Source organism: Pseudomonas sp. MPR-R2A5 (genome assembly GCF_058793055.1).
In genome coordinates, this window is record NZ_JBXAFK010000076.1 from 20,649 (window position 1) to 27,060 (window position 6,412).

The window sequence follows — 6,412 nt, forward strand, 5'->3', positions numbered from 1 at the left end:
CATAACCCTACAGATTTCACAGAAAAACTGGAGAAGCGAATGAAAGCCCTTTTGTCCCGTGCCACGCTGGCCTCCCTGATGCTGGGTGCTTCGATGTTGGCGAGTGCTGCTGATGTTCCCCGTACACCCGCCCCCAAGGGCGCTGAGGTGTTTATTGTCTCGCCCAAGGATGGCGCGACCGTCGACAAGACCTTCACCGTCAAGTTTGGCGTGAAGGGGCTGGACCTGGAACCGATCGACAAGCAGGTGCCCGGTGCCGGTCACCATCACCTGCTGGTCGACCAGGACGTGACGGCGCTTAAGGCAGACGAGGCTATCCCGGCCACCGCCACCTCGATCCATTTCGGCAAGGCGCAAACCGAAACCGAACTGACACTGGCCCCTGGCAAGCACACCTTGCAACTGGTGGCAGGCGATAACGTGCACCACCAGTTCGAGCCCACTGTAGCCTCGAAAGTAATCACGGTTAACGTCAAGTAAGATTTGTTCAGATGCAAAAAAGGGAGCCCCGAGGGGCTCCCTTTTTCGTGGTGCGGTTGAAGCCTTAGAACAGCACGCGGCTACGGATGGTGCCGTTGATGTGCTGCAGCTTCTCTTGCGCCAAGTCCGAGTACTCGGCGTCGACGTCGATCACCACGTAGCCAACCTTTTCGTTGGTCTGCAGGAACTGACCGGAGATGTTGATGCCGTTTTCCGCGAAGACCTTGTTGATCTCCATCATCACGCCAGGGATGTTCTGGTGGATGTGCAGCAGACGGTGCTTGCCAGGGTGAGCCGGCAGGGCCACTTCCGGGAAGTTGACGGACGAGACCGACGTACCGTTGTCGCTGTACTTGACCAGTTTCTCCGACACTTCCAGGCCAATGTTGGCCTGGGCTTCAGCGGTGGAACCGCCGATGTGCGGGGTCAGGATCACGTTGTCCAGGCCACGCAGCGGGCTTTCGAAGATGTCGTCGTTGGAGCGCGGCTCCACCGGGAACACATCGATGGCGGCGCCGATCAGGTGCTTGTCCTTGATCGCCTCGGCCAGGGCGTCCAGCTCGACCACGGTGCCGCGTGCGGCGTTGATCAGGATCCCGCCTTTCTTGATGGCGCGGATTTCCTTCTCGCCGATCATCCACTGGGTCTCAGCGGTTTCCGGCACGTGCAGGGTGACGATATCGGACATGCCCAGCAGCTCGGTCAGGCTCGACACTTGCGTGGCGTTGCCCAATGGCAGCTTGGTCAGGGTGTCGTAGAAGAACACCTGCATGCCGAGGCCTTCAGCCAGGACCGACAGTTGAGTACCGATCGAGCCGTAACCGACGATACCCAGCTTCTTGCCGCGGATTTCGAAGGAGTTGGCTGCGCTCTTGATCCAGCCGCCACGATGGCAGGAGGCGTTCTTCTCAGGAATACCGCGCAACAGCAGGATCGCCTCGGCCAGCACCAGTTCCGCAACGGAGCGGGTGTTGGAGTACGGTGCGTTGAACACCGCGATGCCGCGCTCGCGCGCTGCGTTGAGGTCGACCTGGTTGGTGCCGATGCAGAAACAGCCGACCGCCACGAGTTTCTTGGCGTGATCGAAGATCTCTTCGGTCAGCTGGGTGCGGGAGCGAATGCCGATAAAGTGCGCGTCGGCGATCTTTTCCTTGAGCTGGGCTTCCGGCAGAGAACTGGTGATGTACTCAATGCTGGAGTACCCGGCGGCCTTCAGTACTTCGACGGCCGATGGGTGGACGCCTTCCAGAAGAAGGAACTTGATCTTGCTCTTATCGAGAGAAGTCTTGCTCATCTGCGTAAACCTGTATCCCGGAGAAAAATGGCAGGGAATCGGATCGCTTAAGCTGACCCGGACGGCAGGAAAGCCGTCACCGCAGAAACGCCTTTGGGCTCTGTCCTGCGGGGGCGGTATGCTAGCATACGCGCCCCGCTAAACACCTATTCCTGCGACGTGAAGCGTTCTCAGGATGACCATGAATTGTTCGAGAGTTCTGTCGATGACCCATCCTGCCCTGATTGATGAGCTAAAGACCCTGGTTGAGCCCGGCAAAGTGCTGACCGATGCAGACTCCCTGGAGGCTTACGGCAAGGATTGGACCAAGCACTTCGCTCCCGCCCCCACCGCCATCGTCTTCCCCAAGACCATCGAGCAGGTGCAGGCCATTGTCCGCTGGGCCAATGAGCACACAGTGGCGCTGGTGCCGTCCGGTGGCCGTACCGGTCTGTCGGCCGCCGCGGTCGCGGCCAATGGCGAAGTGGTCGTCTCGTTCGACTATATGAACCAGATCCTCGAGGTGAACCTCACCGACCGCACCGCCAAGTGCCAGCCGGGGGTAGTCACCAAGCAATTGCAGAACGTCGCCGAAGAAAACGGCTTGTACTACCCGGTGGATTTCGCGTCGTCCGGTTCGAGCCAGATTGGCGGCAATATCGGCACCAATGCCGGCGGGATCAAGGTGATTCGCTACGGCATGACCCGTAACTGGGTGGCCGGCATGAAAGTCGTCACCGGCAAGGGCGATGTGCTGGAGCTGAACCGCGACCTGATCAAGAACGCCACCGGCTACGACATGCGCCAGCTGTTCATCGGTGCTGAAGGCACCCTGGGCTTTGTGGTCGAAGCCACCATGCGCCTGGATCGGGCGCCGAAAAACCTCACCGCCATGGTGCTCGGTACCACCGACTTCGATTCAATCATGCCGGTGCTACATGCCTTCCAAAGCAAGCTGGACCTGACCGCGTTCGAGTTTTTCTCCGACAAGGCCCTGGCCAAAGTCCTCGGTCGTGGCGATGTGCCTGCACCGTTCGAAACCGAATGCCCGTTCTATGCGCTGCTGGAATTTGAAGCCACCACCGAAGAAGTTGCCAACCATGCCCTGGAAACCTTCGAGCACTGCGTGGAGCAGGGTTGGGTGCTGGATGGCGTGATGAGCCAGAGCGAAACCCAACTGCACAACCTGTGGAAGCTGCGCGAGTACATCTCGGAGACCATTTCCCACTGGACGCCCTACAAGAACGATATCTCGGTGACTGTCTCCAAAGTGCCGGCGTTCTTGAAGGAAATTGACGCGATCGTCGGCGAACACTACCCGGACTTCGAAATCGTCTGGTTCGGCCATATCGGCGACGGCAACCTGCACTTGAACATCCTCAAGCCGGAAAACCTGAGCAAGGACGAGTTCTTCGCCAAGTGCGCCACCGTGAATAAATGGGTATTCGAAACCGTTCAGAAGTACAACGGCTCGATCTCCGCCGAGCACGGCGTGGGCATGACCAAGCGCGATTACCTGACCTACAGCCGCTCGCCGGTTGAAATCGAATACATGAAGGCCGTGAAGGCCGTGTTCGACCCGAAAGGGATCATGAACCCTGGCAAGATCTTCGCTGTTTAACCGCCCCTGAAGGAGTCGTTTCATGAGCTACCAGCACAAGTATGTCGACGGCACCAACATCCACTTTCCTGTGGGTAAAGTGGTGTGTATTGGGCGTAACTACGCCGAACATGCCAAGGAACTGGACAACCCGGTACCGACCGAGCCGTTGTTGTTCATCAAGCCGGGCAGTTGCGTGGTGCCGCTGGAAGGTGGTTTCAGCATTCCGACCGAACGCGGTTCGGTGCACTACGAAGCGGAAATCGCCGTGCTGATCGGCAAGCCCCTGTCGACCAAGCCCAGCCGTGAAGAAGTGCTGGACGCCATCTCCGGCTTCGCCCCGGCCCTGGACCTGACCCTGCGGGACAAGCAGGCTGAGCTCAAAGCCAAGGGCCTGCCGTGGGAAATCGCCAAGTCCTTCGACGGCGCGGCGGTGATTGCCCCGTTCGTGGTCGGCAGTACGTTCCCGGACCTGGCCGATATCGGCATTCGCCTGACCATCAACGGCGAAGTGCGCCAGGACGGCAATAGCGCGCAGATGCTCAACCCGATCATCCCGATGATCCAGCACATGGCCGGCTGTTTCTCACTGCAAGCTGGCGATGTAATCCTCACCGGCACCCCGGCCGGCGTAGGCCCGCTGAATGTGGGTGATGAATTGGTGCTGGAACTGTCTGGCGTGAACCGCTTCGAAAGCAGCGTTCGCTGAGCGCCTGACGAAACGCGGTAAAAATGTGGGGGGTTGCGCTAACTCTCGCATCCTTGTGGCGAGCGGGCTTGCCCCGCGTTGGGCTGCGCAGCAGCCCCAATAAGAGCGCTGCAGTGTTTCAGTCAGCTCCGGGGCTGTGTTTTGGGGCTGCTTCGCAGCCCAACGCGGGGCAAGCCCGCCCGCCACAAATCCAATGTTTTGCATTTTTTTCACACGCTATCCGGATAATCCTCAGCCTCGAACACGCAGGCTCGTCGAGCCTGTGCTATCACCTAATGCTGACTTTCTGGATAAGCGCCCAATGGCTGTGCCCCTGCCTACCCTGACGCCCAAGCGACGTTCGCGTTTTGCCCTGCGCTGGTATTCCTGGCTGTTTCTGGTCGGGGCCATTGTGTATGGCATCGCCTGGGCCATGCATTGGGACAATCGGGGTGTGTTGTGGTTGGTGGAGCGTTTTGAATCGCCCGCCGAGCGCGAGGCCAGTGTCTGGCTACCGGACTATCGCGCCGTGATCGACGCCAAGTTGCTGCCCGGCATGGAGAAGGACGAGGCTTCCGACCTGGCCTATAACCCGCAGACCAAAACCCTGTTTTCGGTCATGGGCAAGAACCCGTTCCTGGTTGAGTTGACCCTGCAAGGCGATGTGCTGCGCAAGATGCCGCTCAACGGTTGGAATAACCCGGAAGGTGTGACTGTCATGGAAAACGGCCTGATGGCCGTGGTGGATGAGCGCCAGCACAGCCTGACCATCATCAAGGTCGACGCCGGTACGACAGCGTTGAACAAGGCGGACTTCTCCAGTTATGACCTGGGGCCGTCCAAAGACCAGAACAAAGCCTTTGAAGCCATCACCTGGGACAAGCGCAACCAGCAACTGGTGCTGGGTGAAGAACGACCGCCGGCGCTGTTCACCTGGAAAAGCGACGGTAGCCAGACCCTGGTCGGCGACAAGCAAAAGCTGGCCAGCACCGAGCTGGACATGCGCAACCTCTCGGCCCTGGCCGTCGACCCGCGTACCGGGCACTTGCTGGTGCTGTCGGCGGACTCCCACCTGTTGCTGGAACTGGACGAGAAGGGCAAGCAGGTCAGCTTCATGACCTTGCTCGGCGGCTTCAATGGCCTGAAAGACACCATCCCCCGCGCGGAAGGGGTGACCATGGACGAGAGTGGCAACCTGTACTTTGTCAGTGAGCCAAACCTGTTCTATCGCTTCGAGAAGCGGAAATAGCAGACCGATTACGTCGGATGCGTCTCTATGAGCGGCATTCGCCAGACAGTCCGGTGCGTTTAAGTTTAAATTCAGGCGACCTTGATATCTATTCGCCAGTTTTTCTTCGAGCCCGCCCCGATGCGCCGATTTGCCCGCCCCAAACCTGCATTGTTTATCCTGCTGTTGATTGCGCTGGTTTCCGTCGGCGTCTTTGCGCAACAGTTTCGTCTGTTCGAGCGCGCCTGGTTCAACTGGAAAGCGTGGCGCCAGCCTGCCGACGAGCGCTCCATCGGCCTGGCGGATTATCGGGTCGCCCTCGAAGCCCAGGTGATCGAGGGGCTCGACGACGATGTTTCAGCGCTCACCTACGACCCGGTGCGCAACAGCCTGTTTACTGTCACCAATAAAAACGCCGAACTGATCGAACTGTCCCTGCAGGGCAAGATCCTGCGACGCATTCCCCTGGTGGGGTTTGGCGATGCCGAAGCCGTGGAGTTCATCAGCGACAACATCTACGTCATCAGCGATGAGCGCCAGCAACGCCTGATCAAGGTGCATGTGGACGACGACACCCAATTCCTCGACGCGGCCGACGCGGAGCAGATGACCCTGGGCATGCATGTCGGCGGCAACAAGGGGTTCGAAGGGTTGGCCTATGACTCGGTTGGCAAGCGCCTGTTTGTCGCCAAGGAGCGCGACCCGATGCTGATCTACGAGGTCCACGGCTTTCCCCATTTCAAACCGGAAAAAACCTACTCAGTGCACGTGGTCAACAACCCCAGGCGCGATGCCGGGTTGTTTGTGCGCGACCTTTCAAGCTTGCAATACGATGAGCGCAGCGGTCATTTGCTGGCGCTGTCGGATGAGTCGTTCCTGGTGTTGGAGCTGGATATCGATGGGCGGCCATTAAGCAGTTTGTCGCTGCTCAAAGGGCGCCATGGCCTGGGCAAGCGCGTGCCGCAGGCCGAAGGGATCGCCATGGATGACGAGGGCACGTTGTACCTGGTCAGCGAGCCGAATCTGTTCTATGTGTTCAAGAAACCAGAATCCTGAAAACACCGCGACCCCTGTGGGAGGGGGCTTGCCCCGGTACAAACCGGGGACATCGTTTACATTTCTAACCGGGGACATGGTTTACAG

The 6,412-nt window shown here is 59.2% G+C and carries 6 protein-coding genes; 5 read left to right on the forward strand and 1 reads right to left on the reverse strand.

What is annotated here, in order from left to right:
- The first annotated feature begins 39 nt into the window (after positions 1-39).
- Positions 40-480: a DUF4399 domain-containing protein gene (locus AC1Q6I_RS32975; protein ID WP_024077961.1), complete on the forward strand. Its 441-nt coding sequence runs from the start codon at positions 40-42 to the stop codon at positions 478-480.
- A gap of 64 nt (positions 481-544) precedes the next feature.
- Here AC1Q6I_RS32975 and serA read toward each other — a convergent pair whose 3' ends face one another.
- Positions 545-1,774, reverse strand: coding sequence for a phosphoglycerate dehydrogenase (gene serA / locus AC1Q6I_RS32980; RefSeq protein WP_024077960.1), 1,230 nt, complete (start codon positions 1,772-1,774; stop codon positions 545-547).
- Between the two features lie 205 nt (positions 1,775-1,979).
- Here serA and AC1Q6I_RS32985 point away from each other — a divergent pair, with 205 nt between their 5' ends.
- The 4 genes from AC1Q6I_RS32985 (at position 1,980) to AC1Q6I_RS33000 (ending at position 6,325) form a co-directional block, all read left to right on the forward strand.
- Entirely contained in the window at positions 1,980-3,374 is a 1,395-nt protein-coding gene (locus AC1Q6I_RS32985; protein WP_024077959.1) for an FAD-binding oxidoreductase, read from the forward strand.
- 22 nt (positions 3,375-3,396) lie between these two features.
- Positions 3,397-4,062, forward strand: a complete 666-nt coding sequence (locus AC1Q6I_RS32990) for a fumarylacetoacetate hydrolase family protein (RefSeq protein WP_102625496.1) — start codon at positions 3,397-3,399, stop codon at positions 4,060-4,062.
- A 301-nt stretch (positions 4,063-4,363) separates the two neighbouring features.
- Positions 4,364-5,290, forward strand: a complete 927-nt coding sequence (locus tag AC1Q6I_RS32995) for an SdiA-regulated domain-containing protein (protein WP_024077957.1) — start codon at positions 4,364-4,366, stop codon at positions 5,288-5,290.
- Between the two features lie 120 nt (positions 5,291-5,410).
- Positions 5,411-6,325 carry an SdiA-regulated domain-containing protein gene (locus AC1Q6I_RS33000; protein ID WP_102625497.1) on the forward strand — a complete coding sequence of 305 codons (915 nt, stop codon included), beginning with the start codon at positions 5,411-5,413 and terminating at the stop codon, positions 6,323-6,325.
- Positions 6,326-6,412: the final 87 nt, after the last annotated feature.